Here is a 21,118-nt window from a genome sequence, read left to right as displayed (position 1 = left end):
TGCCGGTGTTTCCTAGTGTCAGCCGGCAGAAAGGGCCTGCAAGTCGCCCCGTTGAGGCAGCCGTTGCAGCCATTCACGACCCGCCGGGCTGGTCCCGGTAAGCCGGGCACGGCGTCCTTGTCCCTGGATATCCAACGCGACTTCGAGGTCGGTGGGCGGCAGCGCGCCGGCCCCGCGTTCGGGCCATTCGACCAGCCACAACGAGGCGCTGCCTTCGTCCAGCCCCAGGAAATCCAGCTCTTCGGCCTGGCCGATGCGGTACAGGTCCAGGTGCCAGGCCTCATGGCCGTCCGCCAGCGGGTAACGCTCCACCAGGGTATAGGTCGGGCTGCGGATCGCGCCCTGCACGCCCAGCGCGCGCAGCAGGGCGCGGGCCAGAGTGGACTTGCCGGCGCCCAGGTCGCCCTGCAGCTGCATCACCGCCTGCGGCGGCCGGGTCGCGGCCAGCCACTGCCCGAGCAGGTCGGTGTCTTCAGTCTGCGCGAGGAAAAACTCGATCATGTTCACACGTCCGGATTGACCAGCCGGCGCAGCGGCGCCAGCAGATCGGTGGGAAGCAGGCCCCGCTGGCCGTCACTGGCGGCGGCATCGCCGGCCAGGCTGTGCAGCAGCGCGCCGGTGCTGGCGGCGTCGAAGGCGCCCAGCCCCTGCGCGCGCAGGGCGGCAATGATGCCGGTGAGCAGGTCGCCCATGCCACCCACGGCCATGCCGGGGTTGCCGGCGGCCACCACCCGCGGCAGCGCGTCGGGCGCGGCGACCACGGTGCCGGCGCCCTTCAGCACCACCACGGCGTGGAACCGCGCGGCCACCGCGGTCGCCGCCGTGAAGCGGTCGGCCTGCACCTGCGCGGTGCTCAGCCCGAGCAGCCGCGCCGCCTCGCCCGGGTGCGGGGTCAGGATCGCGTCGCTGAGTGTCCGTGGCGCCTTGGCCAGCAGATTCAGGGCGTCGGCATCGATCACCAGCGGTTTGCCGCTGGCCAGCACCTGCCGCCAGAGTTCGTGCGCCCAGTCGTCCTGGCCCAGGCCAGGCCCGATCGCGATCACCCCGGCACGGGGCAGCAGGGACTGCAGCTCCTGCGCGTCCTGCACGGCATGCACCATCGCTTCGGGCAGGCGCGCGAGCAGCGGTGCGACGTGCGGTGACTGGGTCGCCACGCTGACCAGCCCGGCGCCGGCGCGCAACGCCGATTCACTGGCCAGCATCACCGCCCCGCCGCTGCCGAGATTGCCGCCCACGCACAACACGTGGCCGGATTCGCCCTTGTGGGTGTTGGCGCGGCGCGCCGGCAGCTGCGCACGCAGTCGCGATGGCTGCCAGCACTCGGCGCTGTGCTGCACGCCTGCCACTGCGGCTTGAGGCAGCTCCAGCGGCGCCAGGCGACGTCCGCCGACATGTTCCAGCGCCGCGCCGGTGTAAAGGCCCTGGTGGCGCACGATGAACTGCAGCGTGAGCGTGGCGCGGACCGCGACGCCCGGCACGTTGCCGGTCTGCGCATCCACGCCGCTGGGGACGTCCAGCGACAACACCGGCACGCCCGCCGCGTTGATGGCCGTGATCAGATCGGCCGCCGCGCCAGCCGGGACACGGTTCAGGCCGATGCCGAACAGCGCGTCCACCAGCAGGTCCACCGCCGGCATGCGGCCATCGAAGCGTTCCACCCCACCGCCGGCGGCGATGAAGGCCTGCTCGGCCTGCCGGGACAACGGCGTCGCCGGGGCATCGGTATCCAGCCGCAGCACCGTCACCGGGCGGCCGGCCTCGCGGGCCAGGCGCGCCACGACGTAGCCATCGCCGCCGTTGTTGCCGGCACCGACCACCACCCCGATCCGCTGCGCCTGCGGCCAGCGCTCCAGCAGGTAGTGCCAGGCGGCCTGGCCGGCCTGTTCCATCAATGAGGCACCGCCATCGCCCCGCAGGGCACTGGCCTGCGCATCCAGGCGGCGCGCGGCGGCGATATCGAACAGTTCAGCAAGCTCGGGCATGCCGGGATTCTATACTTGTCGCCCAGGCGCAGCCTTGTCGCGCCCTTCCCAGGCTCCGTTTCCGCCCAGGCCATGTCCGCCGTCCCCCTGCCCGCCCCCGTCCACCTGGCCCGCGCCGCCGAACGCATCCGTGCGATCGCGCGCGTGCACGGCTTCCAGCGCTGCGGCGTGTCCGGCATCGATCTGCGCGAGGACGAAGCGCACCTGGCCGACTGGCTGGGCAAGGGCCTGTACGGCACGATGGCGTGGATGGCGCGGCACGGCACGCTGCGCGCGCGGCCGGACGAACTGCTGCCGGGCACCGTGCGGGTGATCTCGGTCGGCATGGATTACGGCCACAAGGACGACGCCGAAGCCTGGAACACCCTGCACGATGGCGACCGCGCCTACGTGGCGCGTTATGCGCTGGGCCGTGATTACCACAAGCTGATGCGCAACCGGCTGCAGAAATTCGCCGACAGCATCGCCGCCGAAATCGGACCGTTCGGCTACCGCGTCTTCGTCGATTCGGCTCCGGTGCTGGAGCGCGCACTCGCCCGCAACGCGGGGCTGGGCTGGATCGGCAAGCACACCTGCCTGATCGACAAGCAGGGCGGCTCGTGGTTCTTCATCGGCGAAATCTACATCGACCTGCCGCTGCCGGTGGATACGCCGGCCAGTGCGCACTGCGGCACCTGCACGCGCTGCATCGATGTCTGCCCGACCCAGGCGATCATCGCCCCGCACCGCCTGGACGCACGCCGCTGCATCTCCTATCTCACCATCGAACACGACGGTGCGATTCCCGAAGAAATGCGCACGGCGATGGGCAACCGCATCTACGGCTGCGACGACTGCCAGCTGGTCTGCCCCTGGAACAAGTTCGCCAAGCGCACCGACGAGCCGGATTTCCGTGCGCGCAACGACCTGGACACCGCCTCGCTCGCCCAGCTGTTCGCCTGGGAGGAAGACGAGTTCCTGCGCCGCACCGAAGGCAGCCCGATCCGCCGCAGCGGGCATGAGCGCTGGCTGCGCAACATCGCCGTGGCACTGGGCAATGCGCCGACCCACGCCGAAACACTCGCCGCGCTGCACGCACGGCGCGAGCATCCTTCGGCGATCGTGCGCGAGCATGTGGCCTGGGCCCTGCAGCAGCACGCCGCGCGCGCCACGGCGGGATGAAGCATCGCCGCCGACGTGCGACCATGGCCTCCCGTTCGTACCGTTTGGCCTGATCCCTCCATGGACCGCAGCGCGCAGATTCTCACGCCCAGCCAGCTCAACATCCTGGCCCGCGACCTGCTGGAAGGCGCGTTTCCGCTGATCTGGGTGGAGGCCGAACTGGGCAGCGTCACGCGCCCGGCTTCGGGCCATATGTATTTCACGCTGAAGGATGCGCGCTCGCAGATCCGCGCGGCATTGTTCAAGCCCAAGAGCCAGTGGCTGAAGTTCGTGCCGCGCGAAGGCATGCGCGTGCTCGCGCGTGGCCGGCTGACCCTGTACGAAGCCCGCGGCGAGTACCAGATGGTGCTCGACCACATGGAAGAAGCCGGCGAAGGCGCCCTGCGCCGCGCCTTCGAGCAGCTCAAGGCACGCCTGGAGGCCGAGGGTCTCTTCGCCCCCGAGCGCAAGCGGCCGCTGCCGGCGCATGTGCGTCGCCTGGCGGTGATCACCTCGCCGACCGGCGCGGCGGTACGCGACGTGCTGAGCGTGCTGGAGCGGCGCTTCCCGATGCTCGAGGTCGATCTGCTGCCCAGCCTGGTGCAGGGCGACAGCGCCGCCGCGCAGCTCACCTCGCTGCTGCGCTCGGCCGATGCCAGCGGCCGCTACGACGTGATCCTGCTGACCCGCGGTGGCGGCTCGATGGAGGATCTCTGGGCCTTCAACGATGAGCAGCTGACCCGCGCGATCGCGGCCAGCCAGACTCCGGTGGTGTCTGCGGTGGGTCACGAAACCGACTTCAGCCTGGCCGACTTTGCCGCTGACCTGCGCGCGCCGACGCCCTCGGTCGCGGCCGAACTGCTGGTCCCCGACCAGCGCGACCTGCTGCTGCGCGTGCGTCGCCTCGATGCACGCCTGGCGCAATTGCAGCGGCACAGCCTGGGGCAGGCGATGCAGCGCGCCGACCGTGCCCTGCTCCGCCTCAACGCCCAGAGCCCGCAGTCGCGCCTGCAGCTGCTGCAGCGCCGGCAGCAGGACGTCGCGCGCCGTCTGCACGCGGCCTGGACCACGCAGCATCAGAACCGTCTTGCCCACCTGCGCCACGCCGCGGCCGTACTGCGCAGCGGCCATCCGCAGCGCCGGCTGGACGCGCTGCGTGAGCGCCTGCAGCGCCTGCAGCCGCGCGCGGACAGTGCGATCGGCCGCCAGCTGCAGCGCGAGGGCCTGCGCCTGCGCGCGCTTGCCCGCTCCATGGAAGCGGTCAGTCCGCTGGCCACGGTTGCGCGTGGCTACGCGATCCTGACCCGTGACGACGATGGCAGCCTGGTGCGCTCGCCCTTGCAGGTGCGTCCGGGCGATACGCTCAAGGCGCGCGTGCAGGACGGCGTGATCGACGTAACGGTCAACGACCCGGCGCGCTGATCCAGCGCATCGCCGACAAGGCGTTGACGGTCAGCGCCCCGCGCTCTCGCAGAACGTCTGCCGGTACTCCATCGCCTTGGGCATCAACGCCTGCAGGTTCTGGATGCGCGTGCCGGGATTGGGATGCGTAGACGCGAATTCCGAGGTCGACTGCCCGCCGCTGGCCTGCCCCATCCGTTCCCACAACGGGATCGCCTCCTGCGGATCGAAACAGGCCGCCGCGGCCAGCATCAGGCCCACTTCATCGGCCTGGGTTTCATGGCTGCGCGCGTACGGCAGCAGGTAGCCGTAGCCCATCGCCGACATCATCATCTGCTGCTGTTGCGGGTCCATGCCGCTGGCGGCGCCGGCCATCTGCCCGATCTGGGTCATCTTCTGCTGGGCCATGCGCTGGGCACCATGGCGCAGCAACGCATGCGCGATCTCATGGCCCATCACCACGGCCATCGCATCCACCGTGCGCGCCACCGGGATCAGCCCCGTATACACCGCCATCTTGCCGCCCGGCAGGCAGAACGCATTGGCCTGCTCGGAGGGAATCACGTTGACCTCCCACTCGAAATCACGCGCGAAATGCGCCGGCTTCAGCCCATGCTCTTCGGCGAGGGCGGTTTCCACCACGTCCACCTTGGCGATCAGGCGCTGGGCGATCGCCTGGATCTCGCGCGACTGCGGTGCGTTGGGATCCAGCGGCCGCTCCTGCGCCAGGATCTCCTGGTAGGCCTGCAGGCCCAGCGCCTTTTCCTGCGTGGCATCCAGCGAGCTGTCGATCAGCACGCTTTCGCCGGTGTACGGATCCACCGCCCGGTTGGAGAACCAGTAGAACGCGGCATAGCCGGCAAACGCCAGCAGCACCCACCAGCGGATGTTGCCGAACAGGCCCGGCCGCCGGGCGCGGCCCTGCTGCTGACCGCCGAATGGATCGTTGCGCATGCGCTTGGTTCCTGAGATGGCCGTGGCACCCTGCCCGACGCTGTGCCAATCCTAGAACGCGCGCCGTGCGGCCGGGTGAAATCCGGCCGCACGGGCGATCAGTCAGATTCCGCGCACCAGCCGGAAGCCGATCCGTGCGCTGGTGGTGTCCGAGTCCTGCGACTGCCGCCACGCGGCGCGGGTCTGAGCCGGCGCATTGGCCCAGTTGCCGCCGCGGATCACGCGCTGCCGGCAGCCCGGGTTGAACCAGGCCAGGCCGTCGGACGGCGCGCGCCGGTAGCTGGCATGCCAGCAGTCGGCCACCCATTCGCTGAGATTGCCGGCGACGTCGTGCAGGCCCCAGGGATTGGGATCGAAGCTGGCGACCGGCGCCGGCCCCCAATACCCATCGCCATAGCCGACGAAGGCGTTGTACCAGTGCCGCCCGGAGGGCGAGACATCCTCGGCACCAGTAAAGTTGCCCGCACGCGCCGGCGGGGTACCCGCATCGCCCCACGGATAGCGGCCACTGCTGCCCGCGCGCAGGGCGTACTCGAATTCGGCCTCGCTGGGCAGCCGGTACGAGCGTCCGGTCTGCTCGGACAGCCAGCTGGCGTAACTCTCCGCATCGCGCACGCTGACATGCATCACCGGCAGGTTGGCGATGGCCTCGGCACCGTTGTAATCGGACTGCCAGTCCACCCCGCTGCGCCGCACGAAGTTGCCGCTGCGCTCGTCGTACACGATCGAATGGCCGCGCCGCGTGGCGCGGGGGCGGGCCTTGGTGGCCTGCACATAGCGACGGAAATCGGCGACGGTCACTTCGGTGATCGACATCGCGAACCCGCGTTCGAACCGCACGTAGTGCGAGGGCTTTTCGGCATCGGTCGCGCCCAGCTCGTTCTCGGCCGCGCCCATCTGGAACCCGCCATGCGGCACCACGATCATCTGCGGCCCGCGACCCCCATCGCGCAGCGCATCGCTGAAGACCTGGCGCGGCCGGAAGCTGCCGTAATGGGTGACCAGTTCGATGCGCTCGCGCAGCTGTCCCACCACGGGATCGCCAGGCAAGGCGATGCGCAGCGCGTCCTCCAGCTTCTGCCGCGCCGGCTTGAGCCCCTGCGGCGTGGCCAGATCGCGCAAGCCCTCGTTGCGCAGCCGCGCCAGCGTATCGGCACGGATTTTCTCGATGCGTTCGAAAGCATCGGCGATGGTGATCGAGGAGTCACGGACTTTGGCCGCTTCCGCCAGCCAGGTTCCCGCGGTGGCGAAATCGGTGGCCCGCGCAGCCGTTTCCGCACGCCGGATCAGTGCACTCTCGGCCGCCGCCAGTCCTTGCCGGGCACGCGAATTGCCGGCATCCAGCGCCAGCGCTTCGCGGAAATTGGGCATGGCCCCATCGCCGTCCTCGCCGATGCGGTCGGCACGCAGATCCTCTTCGCCGGCGCGGTTGTAGGCCACCACGCGCTGCGCGATCTCCACCCGCGACTGCAGCTCGCGCACCTTGGCATCGTCGGGCGCCAGGGTGAGCAGGACCAGGGCCATTTCGCTGGCCTCGGCCAGCGCCTCGCGCTGTTTGAGCGGGCGATCCAGCAAGACGGAGGCCTCGTCCAGCAGACGCTGCCGGGCGCGTTTCAGGCCAGCCTCGGCCGCGCGGTCCTTGGGATCGTGCTGCAGCAGCGCGAGCCAGATCGGAATCGCGTCCTCGGCGGTGCGGTACAGCCGGTCTTCCTCGAACGCGCGTGCGGCATCACGGCGGGCCTGCGCGACCCCGTCCTCGGCGAGGGTCACGGCAGGCGGCTCCCAGCGCTCCACGGTCTCGGCGGCGTCCTCACCGCCGATGGTCACCTGCGCCACCGGCGCGCTCGCCTTGCCCGCTGCCTTGGCCGGGGCGGCGGCAGGCGTTGCCGCAGGCGCGGGGGCCGGCGCGGGCGAACACGCGGCCAGCAGGCCCAACAGTGCAGTGAACAGCAGCGGCAATGTGCCTGACGGTCGCAAATGAACTCCTCGGGGTGTGCCGGGCGCAGTGCAGACCAGGCGGCATGCCGACGGCACGGACAGGGGATCATCATAATCGCCACCGTCGTGGGCGGCGACCGCCAACGGCCCGGGCGTTCATCACCGCGCGGCGGCATGCCGGGCGTAACACGGGGTTACGCTATCCTCCCCGACCTGAGCACCCCCTTTGCAGTACATGGAATCCCACGTGGCTTACTGGATCAAAACCCCGGCGGAACTGGACGAGCGCTACCGCCAGCGCCCCACCCGCATCGGCCTGGACACCGAGTTCATCCGCGAACGTACGTACTGGCCGCAACTGGCGCTGGTGCAGATGGCGGTCGGTGACGAAATCCTGCTGATCGACCCGTTGATCCCCGGCATGAACGAGGCGCTGGCGCCGTGGCTGGCCGATACCGCCATCCTCAAGATCATGCACAGCGCCAGCGAAGACCTGGTCACCTTCAAGGTGGCCTGCGGGGTGTTGCCGCGCCCGCTGTTCGACACCCAGATCGGCGCATCGCTGGCCGGCATCGGCGGCGGCATGGGCTACCAGAAACTGGTCACTGCGGTCACCGGCGTCACCCTGGCCAAGGGCGAGACCCGCTCGGACTGGATGCGCCGCCCGCTCTCGGAGGCGCAGCTGGAGTACGCCGCCGACGACGTCGAATACCTGTTCCAGATCCACGACACCATCGACGCGCGCCTGGAAGAACTGGGCCGCCGCCAGTGGCTGCAGGATGACGCCGAGCGCCTGCTCGCCAGTGTCGAGAACGATGAAGAGCGCTGGCCGCACGTGGCGATGCGCTCGGCACAGTTCATGGACACCCCCGCGCAGCTGCGTCTGCTGCGGCTGCTGCGCTGGCGCGACGTGCAGGCGCGTGCCAGCGACAAACCGCGCAGCTGGGTGCTCGACAACGAGCTGGCCGCCGTGCTCGCACGCACCCCGCCCGCCGATGTGGATGCGCTGTCCAAGCTGATGGAAGGCTTCCCCAAGGCCCCCCGCAAGCTGGCCGCGCAGGTATGGCAGGCACTGATCACCCCGCTTGCCGACGAAGCCGAGGCACCGCTGGCGCTGCCGGCCAACGATGCCAACAAGCAGGCCCTCAAGCGGCTGCAGGATGCCGTCACCGCGCGCAGCACCGAACTGGGCCTGCCCGACGGCGTACTGGCCTCGCGCAAGCATCTGGAAAGCTATCTGGAACGCCGCCAGTGGCCGGCCGCGCTGGCGGGCTGGCGCCAGCAGGAACTGGAATCGCGCCTGCATCCGCTGCTGCCTGCCGCCTGAGCCGGGCAGGCGCGGCACATGCTAGCGTTGGACCCGACGCGCCGGAGGGGCGCGTAGCCGCTGGCGGCAACCCGTCGCCAGCCAAACCCCACAAGGAAGTACGCCATGCCTGGACACCGCTCTCCGCTGCTGATCGCCACCCTGTTGGCCCTCCTGTCGACCCCGCCCGCGCTGGCACGCAAGTCACTGGACCCCGCGCAGGAGCACGATCTGAAACTGTTGGCGCTGATCGAAAATTCGCTCGGAGAGGGGTTGGCAGTCGTACTGATTCCCAATCCGCACGACGCGGTGGCCAAGGGCGACCTCGGTGTGCGGCCCGGCAGCATCGACTTCTACCTGCGCGACACCATCGTCGACCGCACCCCGGTTTCCACTCAGGTCATCTGGCGCAACCGCGACAATGCGTCGGTCGGCTTCCTGCAGTCGTTTCCGACCAATACGCTGGAAGAAAACCCCAAGGCAGTGTATCTGGGGGAGACGTTCGAGGTGCAGGTCATTCCGGCCGGCACCTACCTGTTGTCCGGGGCGGTCGGCTATCAACTGGACAGCCCGCTGCCCAAGCCCACCGGCAAGCCAGCGGCCGCCAGCAAGGGTCCGCCTGCCATCGGCACGGTGCGGCTGCGCAATGTGGATTTCGAGCAGGCCTACCTGACCCGGCAGTGGAGCCCGGGCTATGTCACTTCCACCGACCATAGCCGCACGTACTGCACGACCGTGCGTGTCGTCTCCGGAGAGTGCACGGCCACGGCCAAGGAAACCTATACCACCCAGCAGGCCCACGCGGGCATGTATGTGGACGCGGTCAAACAGCGCAAGGTGGTAGCCACCCGCCTTGAAACGGAAATCCCGGCCGTGCAGGCGCCTGCCAGCTTCACCGTGGCGGCCGGGCAACTGGTGGTGGCCAGCCATGTCAGCGTCGGCAACGGCGGCATCGGCATCGACTCCAAGCGCTGTCGCACGGGCCCGGACAAGGCTGTGGATTGCCCGCTGCAACAGCTCACCTTCCACGTCAAACCGATCAGCGCCCGCGATGCGCGTTTCACCCTGCTGCTGAACACCCCCTACCGCGCAGTCAGCAAAAAGATGCTACAGCGGATGAAGAACATCGACTCACTGCAAGTCGATCTGATCGGGACGACCGGGCCGGTCGATCCGGTGTTTGGAACGCCGGTCACGGCTGTGTTTAATGCCGCCAAGTAGACCTTGATCGCGCGCAACCATGGGTATTTCCCTTCCGTACTTTCCTGCACGCCGATTGCCTAGAATGCGCGATTGATCTTCGACAAGGACGTGGTCCCCATGACCGATTCCCCCAGCGACGCGTTTGAGCTGCGCCAGCGCGCACGCGACGCGCTGCAGCAGGCGCACTTCGACGATCTCGACCGGCTGCTGACCGGGCTCGAACAGCGCTGGCTCGATGGCGGGTCGCCCCGCTACGGCTACGGTTGGCTGCTGTCCACCCTGATCGACCCGGCGCAGACCCTGCCCGCACGACTTCAGCAGGCACAACATTGGTGCGCGCAACAGCCACACAGCCCCCATCCCTGGGTGGCACTGGGGTCGCTGTGGGAGCGCGTGGCCAGCCAGATACGGTCCAGCGAGACCGCCGACCTGATCCGCGACGCGCAGTGGACCGGGGCCAGCCTTGCCCGCGACCATGCACTGGCCGCGTGGCTGCACGCGATCGCGCTGCATCCGCGCCCGGCCTTCGTGATGGGCAAGGTGATGCGACTGACCTGCTACCTGGGTGAACCGCGCTGGCTGCACCAGCTGCAGCGCGGCGGGCGAGCGGAGCTGTACGCATCCCTGCAGCAGCAGGATCCGGACGGCTACGCGTCGGCGCTGGCGCTGCTGGCACCTTACGGCGCCCCCTTGGCGGAACTGCCGGTGTTGCCAGCACGGCTGGCGCAGCGCACCGAAGACGACTTCGAGTACGCCGCCGATTACTGGTTGCAGCACGCGCTGGCGTTGCGCGCGGACGATGTCGACCTGCTCGAAACTTTCCTGTACTACCTGTACCCGCGCTGGGGCGGCAGCCACGCGCAGATGCAGGACTTCATCGACGGCCCGTATGCGGCCCGGCTGATGCTGCCGCAGCGCAACCGCCTGCGGGTGATGAAGGAACGCGACTGGCTCTGGTTCGCGCCGGAGGCCGATGAAGAAAAGGCGATCGCCCAGCACGACAACGCCTACGCGAACCTGCTCGACCTGCACCTGGATGCGCCCACGCGCGCGCTGGTGCTGTGCTGGTGGGCGACGCTGGATTACAAGCTGGGCCGCGATGAGCCCGAAGAAAACGACGTGCGCTGGGACGCGGCACGCATGACGCATGCATGCGACTGCCTGGTCGAGGCATTCGCGCTGGACCCGGCCACCGTGGTCGAGGAAGGCATGAACGTGCTGGAAGCCTGCGCCCTGTTCGCCCACGTCGAAGGCGCCGATGCGTTGTTCGCGCAGGTGCTGGCCAGCGTCGAGATGTCCACCGACAGCGCACATGCGCTGGCGTGGCTGTCCGCCGCGCGCCATACCGGGCTGTTCGGTTTCAGCGTCGACACGCCCCTGGCCGCACGGCATCTGCACCGCGCGATGGCGATGGCGGACGAGGACGAGGTGAACCTCTCCACAGTGGCGGCCAACCTGTTCTGCGACGTATCCGTACCAGCCGGCCTGCACATGATGCAGCAGCTTGCCGAAGGCGGCGACCGCCGCGCGATGGCGGCGATGGTGGATCTGTACCGTGGCCGCGTGGCCGGCCGCGATTTCCCTGCGTTCGCCGATCCGGCCCAGGCCGCGGCGTGGACCGAGCGCGCCATCGAGGCGGGCGACCTGGTGGCGATCTACAACCGTGCCTGGGAGCTGAGCGAATCCCTCAAGCACACGCCCGACCCGGCTGTGCAGCGGCAGTCGCGCGCGCTGTAACGCCGTTGCGTGATGAGGCCGCCCCTCACGACCGCGTATGGCGGCCGGCACACAAGAACCTGGCGGTGTTGCTGTACCAGGGCGAAGATGATCGCGACAAACAGGAAGCCGTGTTCGACCTGCTCGGCCCGCTGTGGTGGCGTGGCGACACTGCCACCAAGGCCTGGGCTGCCGGCTTCCTGGCCGACGTGTTCCACTTCGGCAACGGCGTGCCCGCCAACGCGTTCCTGGCCAAGGTCTGGGTGGACCGGGCGGCCGAAGCCGAGCCGGACAATGCCGACGTACTGCGCATGCGCCCGCTGATCGACGGCCAGGGCAAGCTGTTTGGCGCCACCCGGGCAGCGAGGCAACAGGCGCGCGACCGCGACACTGTGGACCTGCGCAGCTGGCAGCTCACCTTCGGCTTCGACTCCGTGCCGGACCGCCAGGATATGCAGTCGGTATGAGCGGCATGACTACGCCACGTCGCTGACCGGGGTGCACAAACAGAAACGCCCCGCGATCGCGGGGCGTTGCCGGAACCACGCGCTGTCACCGGTGCCTGCGGCACCGGTGGTCGCGTGTCTTACCAGTTCATGTTGAGCGAGACGCCCACAGTGCGCGGTTCGTTGTAGACCGCGGCCATGTAGTTCTCGATCACACCCTTGAGGTTCTTCTCATTGGTGATGTTGCGTGCGAACAGCGCCACTTCCCAGGCACCGTAGTTGGCGGAGTAGCCCAGCTTCAGGCCGCCCTCGAAGCTGCCCTTGGAGTTGAACTCGGCCGAGTCATACAGCACGAAGCTGGTGTAACCCTGCTTGTTCCAGTCGGTGGAGACGAAGAACACATCGCTGTCGTTGACCGGCATGTCGTAACGCGCGGCCAGGTTGATGTTGTACTTCGGTGCGTTCGGCAGCGGGTTGCCGTTGATCTGCGCGAAGGTGTTGGCACCGACCTTGATGGTCGGATCGTTCACCGTGCAGACCACGGCGCCGTTCAGGGCGCAGACCTGCGCGTACACGCGGTCGTCCTGGATTTCGCTGTGCAGCAGGCTGACACCGGCACTCAGAGCCAGGTTCGGGATCGGACGCAGTTCCATGTCCGCCTCCAGGCCGTAGGCCTTGGCCTTGTCGGCGTTGAACAGCACGCCGTTGCCGTCCGAATCGTTGCCGTTGAGCTGGATGTCGTTGACCACGTAGGTGAACGCGGCGGCGTTCACGCGCAGGCGGTTGTCCCACAGGCTGCTCTTGATGCCGGCTTCCCAGGACAGGATGGTTTCTGAGTTCGCCGTGGTGAAATCGGCATTGAACACGGCCGAACGACCCTGGATGGTCGGGCCGCGGAAGCCGCGGGCCACGCGCGCATACACGCTCAGCTGCGGGTTGAACGCATACATCGCGCTCAGGTCCCAGCTCGGTGTGGTGTCGGACATTTCCACGTAGGTGCGGCCCTTGTAGGTCACGGCACCGGCAGCGGTATCGGCGGTCTTGAGCAGACGGGTCTTCTTCTCGTCCTTGGTCTGGCGCAGGCCGGCGGTCAGGGTGAACTTGTCGGTCACGTCATAGCTGACCTGGCCGAAACCGGCCCAGGAGGTGTTGACGTTGCGCAGGCGCACCCAGTTGTTCGGGTTGCGGGCAGCGGTGTTCAGGAACCAGGCGCGCTGATAGAAATCGGTGGTGTCGCGGCCGTCGAAGTAGAACGCGCCGACCTGCCATTTCAGGCGGTTGTCATCGGCGTTGGCCAGACGGAATTCCTGGGTCCACTGGTCCAGATCGCGGATCTGGCCCATCGACTGGCCGTAGCCGTTCGGGACGCCGTTGACCGGGTAGTTCACCGCCGCGCCGCCGTCGGTGTCACCACGGCTGTAGCCGGAGGTGGTTTCGTAGGCGGTGATCGAGGTCAGCGAGACATTGCCGAAATCGTAGATGGCCTTCACCGAGCCGCCGTAGGTCTTGTAGGCCTGCGGGTTGTTGTCGGCTTCGTCGTAGGCGACCTTGTCGCGCGCCACGTCGGTCTTGTTGGAGCCCTTGGTCAGCGCGCTGCGCAGGAACAGGGTCGAGGTGCCGTCGTAATCGCGTGCGTGGGCCGAGGCCAGCAGCGAGAGGTTGTCGCTCGGCTGCAGCAGCAGCTGCGCGCGCACGTTGCGGTCGTCGAAGCCGCCCATCGCGTTCTTCTTCGGCGAGACCGTGCCATCGGCGCTCGGGCCGCTGTAGGTGTTGTCGACGTAGTCATCGCGGTGCTGGTACAGCGCCGACACGCGGAACGAGGCGATGTCGTTGATCGGGCCACCGAAGCCGCCATCGATCGCCACGCTGCCGTACGAACCGTAGCTGGCCTGCACGCGGCCGCTGTAATCCTGGCTCGGCTTGATGGTGTCGAATTTGACGATGCCGGCGGTGGTGTTGCGGCCGAACAGCGTGCCCTGCGGGCCGCGCAGCACTTCGATCTGGTCCACGTCGTAGACCGGGTTAGACTTCAGCACCACGTGCTCGAGCACCACGTCGTCCTGGATGATCGACACCGGCTGCGAGGCACCCAGGTAGAAGTCGATGTTGCCCAGGCCGCGGATGTAGAAGCGCGGGAAGATGCGGCCGGTGGTGGTTTCGGCGTAGAAGCTCGGCACCTTGCCCGACAGCGCCAGCAGGGTGTCATCGCCGCCGGCGGTGTAGTCGCGGATCTTCTCGCCCTGCACCACGCCGACCGAGACCGGCACTTCCTGCAGGTTGCGTTCGCGGTGGTCGGCGGTGACGGTGATGGTGTCCAGCGAGGTGGCGCTGGCGGACTGGGCGTCCTGCGCCGAGGCGGCGGCGGACAGCATCAGCGCGGCCGAGGCACAGGCCAGCGCCAGGGCGCGGCGGCGCGGCAGGGAACGGGAAAGAAGACGCGTCGACACTGAAGCGTGGCGTAGAGCGGGCATGCAGAGGTCTCTGGTAGTACAGATCGGGGCAGCCGGCGGCATGGCCGGGCACCATAGGAAATCGACATCGCTGTGGAAACAGCGATGCGGCACGGTATTGGCTGGATGTTGCAGATTGGTGTCAGGGCGTTATGGGCGACGGCTGTCCGGCCCCCCTGGTCCACTTGGCTATGCGGCCGTGTCTTCTGGCGCGGATTATGCCCGCCCCGCGCGCGCGCCGGAAGGGCGGGCTTCGCGTTTGGCGCGTTACCTGCCATCTGTCACGTGCCACCCGGCACTTGTCGACCGTGTATCTCGCGCAAACACTGCGCCGGTCACCCACGAGAATCCCCCATGTCCCGTTGCCGCCTGGCCGCCCTGCTCCTGCTGTTGTCCGCCTCGGCCGCCCAGGCCGGGGAGCCCCCTGCGCAGTGGCTGGTCACCACCGACCTGTGGGGAAACCCGGCCTATCAACTGCTGACCCTGCCCGACCAGCAGGGTCCACTGCAGGGTCGTTTCGACGGGGATGCGCTGCAGGGCAGCCGCGAGGGCGACACGCTGGCGTTTGTCGTGACCGGCAGTGATGGGGCGACCTACCGCTTCCATGGCACACAGGCCGGCGCGACGCTGCGCGGGACCGCCGACTACCCCGACACCAACGCCAGCGAGCGGCGCGCGACCCACCCCTTCAGCGCGCGCCGCCTGCCGGATCGGCCGGCCGGAGGCCCGCGGCAGCACGACTTCGTGCCTACCTCGTACGCCAACGAATTCTCGCCCCACCGCGCGCCGGTACTGACCGTCTGGCCGGGTGACAGCGTACGCACCACCACGCTGGATTCCGGCGGCGTGGACGCGCAGGGCCAGACCCGGGCCCTGTTCGGCAATCCGCAGACCGGCCCGTTCTTCGTGATGGATGCCGAGCCCGGCGATGTGCTGGCCATCCACATCAAGCGCCTGCGCTTGAACCGCGACTATGCCGACAGCCTGGACAGCATCGTCGGCCGCGCACAGACGCCGGCGCTGGCCGCCAAGGCGACGGCACTGGACAAGCCCGTGCGCTGGACGCTGGACCGCCAGCGCGGGCGCGCGCGGCCGGAAGCCGCCACCGGCAAGCTCAAGGATTTCTGGGTGCCGGTACGGCCCATGCTCGGCGGGCTGGCGGTCGCCCCCGGCTTCGGCAACGCGCCGATCTCCACCGGTGATACCGGCCGTTTCGGCGGCAACATGGATTTCAACGAAATCCGCGAGGGCGCCACCGTGTACCTGCCGGTGTCCCAGCCCGGCGCCCTGCTCTACCTGGGCGATGCGCATGCGCTGCAGGGCGATGGCGAAACCTCGCAGTACGCGCTGGAGACCTCCATGGACGTGGAATTCTGCGTGGACGTGATCAAGTCCCGCGCGCAATCTGCGCCCCGGGTGGAATCGGCCACGCAAGTGATGGTGCTGGGCCAGGCCGGCTCGCTGGATGATGCGCTGCGCGCGGCCACCGCGGGCATGGCGCAGTGGCTGGAACAGGACTACGGGTTGAGCCTGTCCGAAACGGCGCAGGTGCTGGGCAGTTCGGTCAGCTTCGTAGTGGCCAATCTGGCCGGGCGCAGCGTCGGGGTGGCAGCCAAACTGGACAAAGCCCTGCTGCGGCAGGTGGAACGGGCACCGGGCAGTGCACCCGGCGCCCGCCCGTGATCCGGACCCGGCCCCACTTGGCAGGCAACGCCGGTCGGCGCTAGACTAGGCCCATCGCGAGGTACGGCCGAGGTCGGGTACGCCACGCAGTTGCACCACCCGTGGGGCCATAGCTCAGCTGGGAGAGCGCGTCGTTCGCATCGACGAGGTCAGGAGTTCGATCCTCCTTGGCTCCACCACTATTCAACAGAACGCCCCGGGAAGCAGCTTCCCGGGGCGTTCTCGTTTTCACCGCCTGCGCGCCGTTGCTTACGCGCCCTCGGGAGTGTCCTTGCGCTCCGGCCGACGCGTGCCCGCATCGTGGATCGCCTGATCGGTCTGCCCCGGCCGCTGCTTGGCGGTTTCATCCTGCTTACGGTCCTGCTGGCTCTCTTCGATGCCTTCCTGCTTGCCGTGTTCGCTGGGCTTGGTATCTGCCATGGGTCTACTCACTCGTGCGGGCGCCGGCGCGGCGCGTTCATGGGCAGACTAACCAGCCGATCGTGAGGCACGAATCATGATCGGCGCGCTCCTGCACACGTCGCACTCACACGCGCCGGGCCGCTCAACAGGGCGTCACAGCATTCCATCCGTACGCTGCACCGCGCATGCGTTGCCCGCGCCGCCGGTCAGGGCGCATCATCGCGTCATGAACGTTTCATTTTCCCGCCGACGTCGCTACCTGCTGCCGGTGCTGATGTCCGCCACGACCGTGTTCGGCCTGGCATGCTGGGCGATCCTGGCGACCGAGCCCGGTTGCCTGGTCGCGCAGGGCCATTGGTCGTCCGGTGCAGGCAAGTGCCATACGCGCCTGTGCCTGCTGCAGGGCGACTGCGGCCAGATGGCCTCGCCGGCCGCGGCATGCAACAAGGTGCAGATCGGCGACAGCCGTGGCCGCGTGTATTTCCACCTGGGCGATCCCCTGCCAGGTGCGGGCGACGAAGCAGAGTGGCCCGAAGGCAAAGCCGACAACGGCACGATCCACGCACGCTTCGAGAACGAGCGCCTGGTCAGCCTGGCGTGCCCGGTCACGCCGTAGTGCGTGCCCGCTTCCATTGCAGCGGGCTCATGCCCATCTCGATCCGGAACATGTAGTTGAACGCCGACGCCGAGGCGTAGCCCAGCGCGTGCGCGATCACCGTCGGCGAACGCCCCTGCGCCAGCCACTCGATGGCGCGCAGTAGGCGCAGCCGCAACCGCCAGTCGCGCAGGCGCATGCCGGTCTCGCGTTCGAAGTGGCGTGCCAGGGTGCGTGGTGATGCACCCAGCAGCGGCGCCCAGTCCTCCACGCTGCGGGTATCGGCAGGCTGCTCGTAGAGCGCCTGGCACCAGCGCTGCAGGCGGGCATCCTGGGGCCACGGCAGATGCCGGGCGTGCTGCGGCTGGCGCGGCAGCTGCGCGGTGATCAGCGTGCACACGGTGGCGTAATAGGTGCGGTCGTGATCGGGCACGGTGCGGTCGAGTTCGATGATCAACTCGCGCAGCAGCGGCGACACGTCCAGCACCACGCAGTGCGTCGGCATCCCCAGCGCTGGATCGTCACCTACATACAGATTACGGAAGGCCGAGGCACTCAATGCACCGGTGTGATGCAGCGTACCGGTCGGCACCCACAGCGCCTGCTGCGGCGTGATCACATGGCGGGCGTGTCCGGCACTGGCCTGGAGCACGCCCGTGCTGGCGTACACCAGCTGGTTCCAGGCGTGGACGTGCGGCGGAAACCGCTCGCCGGCATCCAGCCGCTGGCTGCGTGCCACCACCGGCCATGGCAACCGGCGCAGCGGCGGCACGGCGACTTCACGCCAGCCCGGGGCAGTTCGCTCGACCGCGGCCATGTGACGCCTCATCGACAGAAGTGGTCATTCTATCGAAAGACACCATCACCGCGTTGCCCGCACGATAGGGGCCTCCCCGCTGCCACCCACGCACATGCCCCCTGTCGCCCCGCCGCCCCGTCATGCCTGGCAGGTCATCGCTGCCGGCATCTGTGCCCTGGTGCTTACGGTGGGCCTGGCACGCTTCGCCTATACGCCCCTGCTTCCGGTGATGCGCGCCGACGCGGGACTGTCGGCAGCCGGGGGCGGCTGGCTGGCGACGTTCAACTATCTGGGCTACCTGGCCGGCACGCTGCTGGTCGCCCGGGTCGGGGACATGCAGCTGAAGTTCCGCTTCTACCGCATCGGCCTGGTGCTTGCGGTGGTCTCCACCGGCCTGATGGGCGCGACCGGCCAGATGGGCAGCTGGGGCGTGCTGCGCTTCGTGGCGGGCCTGTCCAGCACCGCCGGCCTCCTGCTCGCCTCGGGGCTGGTGCTCAACTGGCTGCTCGCCCACCAGCGGCGGCCGCAACTGGGCCTGCACTTCGCGGGCCTTGGGCTGGGGATCGCGGTCTCCGGGCTGGCGGCTGCGGCGATGGCCGATCACCTGGCCTCCTCCCGGCAATGGATGGCGCTGGGCGCATTGGCGATCGTGTTCCTGGTCCCGGCCTGGGCCTGGATGCCGGCGCCGGTACCGATCTCCAACGCGACCGGTGCGGCCACTCCTCCCGCGCCTGGCCGGCGCTGGCGCGGGCTGTTGATCGCATCGTACTTCTGCGCGGGGTTCGGCTTCGTGGTCAGCGCGACGTTCATCGTCGCCATCCTGGTGCAGACCCCTGCCTTCGCCGGTCGCGGCAGCTGGGTGTGGGTACTGGCCGGTATCACCGCGATTCCCTCGACGTTTGGCTGGGACCGGCTGGCGGCACGGTTGGGGCTGATCCGCGCGTTGATGCTCGCGTATGCACTGCAGACGGTCTCGTTCGTGCTGCCCCTGCTCGACGATGGGATAGCGGCGGGCGCGGCAAGCGCGGTGTTGTTCGGCCTGACCTTTGCCGGCATCGTCAGCCTGACGTTGACCATGGTCGGCCGCCACTATCCGCACAACCCGGCCAAGGCGATGGCGACGCTGACGCTGAGTTATGGCGTCGCCCAGATCATCGCCCCCGCGATCGCCGGCACGCTGGCGCGCGAGAGCGGCAGCTACCAGGGGGCCTTGGTGCTGGCGGCGGTCATGATGGCGATCGGCATCGTGCTGTTGTGGTGCATGCCCGACGATGCAGGATCGACCGCGGCGTGATCGATGGCAGCCGCGCCGCGCGGTCGCCTGAACCGATGTTCATGCGCTCGGGTGACGCGTCCTCACCCGCTGTATCAAGCACTTGGACGCCTGCGGACAAGAGTTCGGAAACAAATGTGAAATTTTTTTCGCGAAACGCTTGCCGAACCCTGCATACCTCCGTATTATTCGCGTCCTCGCCAGCGGCAACGCAGCGATGAAGTGGCCGGGTAGCTCAGTTGGTAGAGCAGGGGATTGAAAATCCCCGTGTCGGCGGTTCGATTCCGTCCCCGGCCACCACACTTTCAGATGACCTGCAGAAATGCAGGTCATTTTTTTTGTCTGTCGTTCGGCCGCACTTTGTTCGTCCCCACGGCGGCACACACAGGGAGAAGTGAATGTCGGAAGGAATCGAAGCGCTACGGGCGAAGATCGCGCATCTGGAGCGCAAGCAACGGCGACTGACGTTGGGCTGCGCAGCTGCCGGCCTCCTCACCATGACCGCGTTGATGATGGGTGCAACGTCACAGCGCAGCGCCAGCTTTGACGTCATCGATGCACAGCGCATCAACATCAAGGAACCTGACGGAACGTTGCGGCTGGCGATCTCCAATCGCACGCTCTTTCCGGGCGTGATCATTCACAACAAGGAGCAACCCCATCCCCGCCCCATGGCCGGCATGCTGTTCTTCAACGATGAAGGAACGGAGAACGGCGGGCTGATCTACAACGGTTCGCTCGACAGGAGCGGCAAGCCTTCCAGCGGCATGAGCCTGACGTTTGATCGCTATCAGCAGGATCAGCAGATGCAGTTGCTGGGCGTGGATGACGCGGGGACACACTCCGCGGGGCTGACCTTCAACGACGTTGCCGATGGTCTGTCCCGCCCGTTCTTCTCCGACCGGGACGAGTCACTTCATCGCGAAGGCATTCCGGCCATCACCGAGCGCGTGTTCCTGGGCAAATCGGATGCACGCGAGGCCATGCTTACGCTACGCGACGGCCAAGGAAAGCCGCGACTCGAACTGGTGGTCACCCCCTCAGGGGATGCCAGCGTGCGCTTCCTTGATGAGAACGGCAAAGCAACCCGGGAACTCTCAGCCGACAGTCAGTAGCGCGGGGGTCGGACGCACCCACTCGCACGTCAGCGGCGTGATGCTGCCGCCGAATGACGGAATATTCACAATTTCCGTCCTGCCTGTGCCTAAGCTCGCTGCGTCTCGTGTGGAGTGTCGACAATGCGCCGCCGCTATCTGATCAGTGCCCTGCTCGCCCTCGCCGCCTCCGGGTCGGCCTGGGCCGCCGCGCCGGTGACCTCGGTGGAGGCGCTGGACATGGACCGCTATGCCGGCCAGTGGCATGAAATCGCGCACCTGCCGGTCTCGTTCCAGAAGAAGTGCGTCGGCGACATCACCGCCACCTACAGCCTGCGTGCCGATGGACGGATCAGCGTGCACAACGCCTGCCGCGTAGCCGATGGCGACCGCGTGGCCGCCGATGGCGTGGCGCGCCCGGTCGAGGGCCACCCTGGGCAATTGCAGGTGCGCTTCGTGCCGGACTGGCTGTCCTGGGTGCCGCTGGTCTGGGCCGACTACTGGGTGATCGCACTGGACCCGGAGTACCAATGGGCGGTGGTCGGCGAGCCGGACCGCAAGTACCTGTGGATCCTGTCGCGCTCGCCGAGCATGGACACGGCCCTGTTCGAGCAGCTCAAGGCCCGCGCCGAGGCGATGGGCTATGACCTCGCCCCGCTGCGGGTGATGGCGCCGCTGGACTGACCCGACCGCGCCGCCCGGCGGCCCGCCTGACTCGACCGCGCCGCCCGGCGGC

At 68.3% G+C, this 21,118-nt stretch carries 18 protein-coding genes and 2 tRNA genes; 13 read left to right on the top strand and 7 right to left on the bottom strand.

Annotated elements, in window-relative coordinates:
- Positions 1 to 18 precede the first annotated feature (18 nt).
- Entirely contained in the window at positions 19 to 501 is a 483-nt protein-coding gene (gene tsaE / locus HDC96_RS01460; protein ID WP_179458444.1) for a tRNA (adenosine(37)-N6)-threonylcarbamoyltransferase complex ATPase subunit type 1 TsaE, read from the bottom strand.
- 2 nt (positions 502 to 503) lie between these two features.
- Positions 504 to 1,982, bottom strand: a complete 1,479-nt coding sequence (locus tag HDC96_RS01455; RefSeq protein WP_179458443.1) for an NAD(P)H-hydrate dehydratase — start codon at positions 1,980 to 1,982, stop codon at positions 504 to 506.
- A gap of 72 nt (positions 1,983 to 2,054) precedes the next feature.
- On the opposite strand from HDC96_RS01455, the gene queG reads away from it, so the two are divergent.
- Together queG and xseA are read left to right on the top strand one after the other, a co-directional pair.
- On the top strand, positions 2,055 to 3,143 hold the full coding sequence (gene queG, locus HDC96_RS01450) for a tRNA epoxyqueuosine(34) reductase QueG (protein ID WP_179458442.1): 1,089 nt from the start codon (positions 2,055 to 2,057) through the stop codon (positions 3,141 to 3,143).
- 60 nt (positions 3,144 to 3,203) lie between these two features.
- On the top strand, positions 3,204 to 4,544 hold the full coding sequence (gene xseA / locus HDC96_RS01445) for an exodeoxyribonuclease VII large subunit (protein ID WP_179458441.1): 1,341 nt from the start codon (positions 3,204 to 3,206) through the stop codon (positions 4,542 to 4,544).
- 30 nt (positions 4,545 to 4,574) lie between these two features.
- On the opposite strand, the gene HDC96_RS01440 is transcribed toward xseA, so the two are convergent.
- Entirely contained in the window at positions 4,575 to 5,477 is a 903-nt protein-coding gene (locus tag HDC96_RS01440; protein WP_176989384.1) for a M48 family metallopeptidase, read from the bottom strand.
- Between the two features lie 102 nt (positions 5,478 to 5,579).
- On the bottom strand, positions 5,580 to 7,454 hold the full coding sequence (locus HDC96_RS01435) for a formylglycine-generating enzyme family protein (RefSeq protein ID WP_257018557.1): 1,875 nt from the start codon (positions 7,452 to 7,454) through the stop codon (positions 5,580 to 5,582).
- Between the two features lie 208 nt (positions 7,455 to 7,662).
- Here HDC96_RS01435 and rnd point away from each other — a divergent pair, with 208 nt between their 5' ends.
- The 4 genes from rnd to HDC96_RS01415 all read left to right on the top strand — a co-directional run bounded on the left by rnd (position 7,663) and on the right by HDC96_RS01415 (position 12,107).
- Positions 7,663 to 8,742: a ribonuclease D gene (gene rnd, locus HDC96_RS01430; RefSeq protein ID WP_179458440.1), complete on the top strand. Its 1,080-nt coding sequence runs from the start codon at positions 7,663 to 7,665 to the stop codon at positions 8,740 to 8,742.
- A 105-nt stretch (positions 8,743 to 8,847) separates the two neighbouring features.
- Entirely contained in the window at positions 8,848 to 9,942 is a 1,095-nt protein-coding gene (locus HDC96_RS01425; protein ID WP_179458439.1) for a hypothetical protein, read from the top strand.
- 99 nt (positions 9,943 to 10,041) lie between these two features.
- Positions 10,042 to 11,661 (top strand): DUF4034 domain-containing protein, encoded by a 1,620-nt coding sequence (locus HDC96_RS01420; protein WP_179458438.1) that lies wholly within the window; start codon positions 10,042 to 10,044, stop codon positions 11,659 to 11,661.
- A gap of 65 nt (positions 11,662 to 11,726) precedes the next feature.
- Positions 11,727 to 12,107 (top strand): hypothetical protein, encoded by a 381-nt coding sequence (locus HDC96_RS01415; protein ID WP_179458437.1) that lies wholly within the window; start codon positions 11,727 to 11,729, stop codon positions 12,105 to 12,107.
- A 119-nt stretch (positions 12,108 to 12,226) separates the two neighbouring features.
- On the opposite strand, the gene HDC96_RS01410 is transcribed toward HDC96_RS01415, so the two are convergent.
- Entirely contained in the window at positions 12,227 to 14,557 is a 2,331-nt protein-coding gene (locus HDC96_RS01410) for a TonB-dependent receptor (protein ID WP_179458436.1), read from the bottom strand.
- A 333-nt stretch (positions 14,558 to 14,890) separates the two neighbouring features.
- On the opposite strand from HDC96_RS01410, the gene HDC96_RS01405 reads away from it, so the two are divergent.
- Together HDC96_RS01405 and HDC96_RS01400 are read left to right on the top strand one after the other, a co-directional pair.
- On the top strand, positions 14,891 to 16,219 hold the full coding sequence (locus HDC96_RS01405) for an acetamidase/formamidase family protein (RefSeq protein WP_179458435.1): 1,329 nt from the start codon (positions 14,891 to 14,893) through the stop codon (positions 16,217 to 16,219).
- A 103-nt stretch (positions 16,220 to 16,322) separates the two neighbouring features.
- Positions 16,323 to 16,398, top strand: a tRNA-Ala gene (locus tag HDC96_RS01400).
- Between the two features lie 70 nt (positions 16,399 to 16,468).
- Here HDC96_RS01400 and HDC96_RS01395 read toward each other — a convergent pair.
- Positions 16,469 to 16,639, bottom strand: a complete 171-nt coding sequence (locus HDC96_RS01395) for a hypothetical protein (RefSeq protein WP_176989378.1) — start codon at positions 16,637 to 16,639, stop codon at positions 16,469 to 16,471.
- Between the two features lie 208 nt (positions 16,640 to 16,847).
- Between HDC96_RS01395 and HDC96_RS01390 the strand changes: the two genes are divergently transcribed.
- Positions 16,848 to 17,237 (top strand): hypothetical protein, encoded by a 390-nt coding sequence (locus tag HDC96_RS01390; protein WP_179458434.1) that lies wholly within the window; start codon positions 16,848 to 16,850, stop codon positions 17,235 to 17,237.
- Here HDC96_RS01390 and HDC96_RS01385 read toward each other — a convergent pair.
- Complete coding sequence (locus HDC96_RS01385) at positions 17,227 to 18,033, bottom strand: helix-turn-helix transcriptional regulator (RefSeq protein ID WP_179458433.1); 807 nt, start codon at positions 18,031 to 18,033, stop codon at positions 17,227 to 17,229. The two genes, HDC96_RS01390 and HDC96_RS01385, sit on opposite strands and share 11 nt — an antisense overlap.
- A 94-nt stretch (positions 18,034 to 18,127) precedes the next feature.
- Between HDC96_RS01385 and HDC96_RS01380 the strand changes: the two genes are divergently transcribed.
- The 4 genes from HDC96_RS01380 to HDC96_RS01365 all read left to right on the top strand — a co-directional run bounded on the left by HDC96_RS01380 (position 18,128) and on the right by HDC96_RS01365 (position 21,066).
- Entirely contained in the window at positions 18,128 to 19,309 is a 1,182-nt protein-coding gene (locus HDC96_RS01380; RefSeq protein ID WP_179458432.1) for a YbfB/YjiJ family MFS transporter, read from the top strand.
- Between the two features lie 203 nt (positions 19,310 to 19,512).
- Positions 19,513 to 19,588, top strand: a tRNA-Phe gene (locus tag HDC96_RS01375).
- Positions 19,589 to 19,686: 98 nt separating this feature from the next.
- A complete protein-coding gene (locus HDC96_RS01370; RefSeq protein ID WP_257018556.1) occupies positions 19,687 to 20,403 on the top strand; it encodes a hypothetical protein in 717 nt (238 codons plus the stop codon).
- 123 nt (positions 20,404 to 20,526) lie between these two features.
- A complete protein-coding gene (locus HDC96_RS01365) occupies positions 20,527 to 21,066 on the top strand; it encodes a lipocalin family protein (protein WP_179458431.1) in 540 nt (179 codons plus the stop codon).
- Positions 21,067 to 21,118 lie beyond the last annotated feature (52 nt).

The organism is Stenotrophomonas sp. JAI102, assembly GCF_013409105.1.
Classification (GTDB): Bacteria; Pseudomonadota; Gammaproteobacteria; order Xanthomonadales; family Xanthomonadaceae; genus Stenotrophomonas; species Stenotrophomonas maltophilia_AA.
Note: the sequence above shows the minus strand (reverse complement) of the source record. Positions and strands in the feature narration are given on the sequence as shown.

What these genes read in the sequence shown, in the direction of transcription:
- tsaE (WP_179458444.1), bottom strand. Translation starts at nt 501, where the DNA reads ATGATCGAGTTTTTCCTCGCGCAGACTGAAGACACCGACCTGCTCGGG.
- HDC96_RS01455 (WP_179458443.1), bottom strand. Translation starts at nt 1,982, where the DNA reads ATGCCCGAGCTTGCTGAACTGTTCGATATCGCCGCCGCGCGCCGCCTG.
- queG (WP_179458442.1), top strand. Translation starts at nt 2,055, where the DNA reads ATGTCCGCCGTCCCCCTGCCCGCCCCCGTCCACCTGGCCCGCGCCGCC.
- xseA (WP_179458441.1), top strand. Translation starts at nt 3,204, where the DNA reads ATGGACCGCAGCGCGCAGATTCTCACGCCCAGCCAGCTCAACATCCTG.
- HDC96_RS01440 (WP_176989384.1), bottom strand. Translation starts at nt 5,477, where the DNA reads ATGCGCAACGATCCATTCGGCGGTCAGCAGCAGGGCCGCGCCCGGCGG.
- HDC96_RS01425 (WP_179458439.1), top strand. Translation starts at nt 8,848, where the DNA reads ATGCCTGGACACCGCTCTCCGCTGCTGATCGCCACCCTGTTGGCCCTC.
- HDC96_RS01420 (WP_179458438.1), top strand. Translation starts at nt 10,042, where the DNA reads ATGACCGATTCCCCCAGCGACGCGTTTGAGCTGCGCCAGCGCGCACGC.
- HDC96_RS01410 (WP_179458436.1), bottom strand. Translation starts at nt 14,557, where the DNA reads ATGCCCGCTCTACGCCACGCTTCAGTGTCGACGCGTCTTCTTTCCCGT.
- HDC96_RS01405 (WP_179458435.1), top strand. Translation starts at nt 14,891, where the DNA reads ATGTCCCGTTGCCGCCTGGCCGCCCTGCTCCTGCTGTTGTCCGCCTCG.
- HDC96_RS01395 (WP_176989378.1), bottom strand. Translation starts at nt 16,639, where the DNA reads ATGGCAGATACCAAGCCCAGCGAACACGGCAAGCAGGAAGGCATCGAA.
- HDC96_RS01390 (WP_179458434.1), top strand. Translation starts at nt 16,848, where the DNA reads ATGAACGTTTCATTTTCCCGCCGACGTCGCTACCTGCTGCCGGTGCTG.
- HDC96_RS01385 (WP_179458433.1), bottom strand. Translation starts at nt 18,033, where the DNA reads ATGGCCGCGGTCGAGCGAACTGCCCCGGGCTGGCGTGAAGTCGCCGTG.
- HDC96_RS01380 (WP_179458432.1), top strand. Translation starts at nt 18,128, where the DNA reads ATGCCCCCTGTCGCCCCGCCGCCCCGTCATGCCTGGCAGGTCATCGCT.
- HDC96_RS01370 (WP_257018556.1), top strand. Translation starts at nt 19,687, where the DNA reads ATGTCGGAAGGAATCGAAGCGCTACGGGCGAAGATCGCGCATCTGGAG.
- HDC96_RS01365 (WP_179458431.1), top strand. Translation starts at nt 20,527, where the DNA reads ATGCGCCGCCGCTATCTGATCAGTGCCCTGCTCGCCCTCGCCGCCTCC.